Here is a 621-nt window from a genome sequence, read left to right as displayed (position 1 = left end):
ACCACGGCAGGGTTCGTGACTGGGGTGAAGTCGTAACAAGGTAGCCGTATCGGAAGGTGCGGCTGGATCACCTCCTTTCTAGAGTAGCGCTGTAGTTGAGTGTTCACTTTTATTGACTGTTAAATTAAATAACGAGAATAGATTAGAGCAGAAGTTAGGCTTTAATAAGAAGAGTAGTTATGCTTCAGAAAGCGTAGCGAGCGTTTCAAGGTTCAGCTGAGAAGCACAGTCGTACAAACGTACGACGAGCATCGCAGGTTGAAGATTGAAAGGCGCAGTAGCTTAATGAAGTATAAGGGGGTTTAGCTCAGCTGGGAGAGCACCTGCTTTGCAAGCAGGGGGTCGTCGGTTCGATCCCGTCAACCTCCACCAATACTGGGGCTGTAGCTCAGCTGGTTAGAGCACCGTGTTGATAACGCGGGGGTCGTTGGTTCGAGCCCAACCAGCCCTACCAATAGATAGTACAAACCTAAGTCAGCAAGATTGAGAGAAGCAGCTCAATAGACGTTGAAGTGAAGATTTAGGTTTGAACTTTCAAAGCGAAAGTCAGTGTAGTTTAAGTAGTATCTCGTTCTTTAACAATTTAGAAGAAGTAAAGTAGAAATAATCAAAATTTATTTC

General features: G+C 44.9%; 2 tRNA genes and 1 rRNA gene. All 3 read left to right on the top strand.

The annotated features are described in order from the left end of the window. Positions 1-78: ribosomal RNA gene (locus H8K32_RS19970) — 16S ribosomal RNA — on the top strand; the annotation flags it as partial. A 218-nt stretch (positions 79-296) separates the two neighbouring features. Further along, positions 297-372, top strand: a tRNA-Ala gene (locus H8K32_RS19965). 5 nt (positions 373-377) lie between these two features. Next, positions 378-454: transfer RNA gene (locus H8K32_RS19960), tRNA-Ile, on the top strand. Positions 455-621 lie beyond the last annotated feature (167 nt).

Origin of the sequence: Cognatundibacterium jejuense (assembly GCF_014284255.1) — a bacterium.
GTDB classification, from domain to species: domain Bacteria; phylum Pseudomonadota; class Gammaproteobacteria; order Burkholderiales; family Burkholderiaceae_D; genus Undibacterium; species Undibacterium jejuense.
This window is presented reverse-complemented; position numbering and strand designations above follow the sequence as displayed.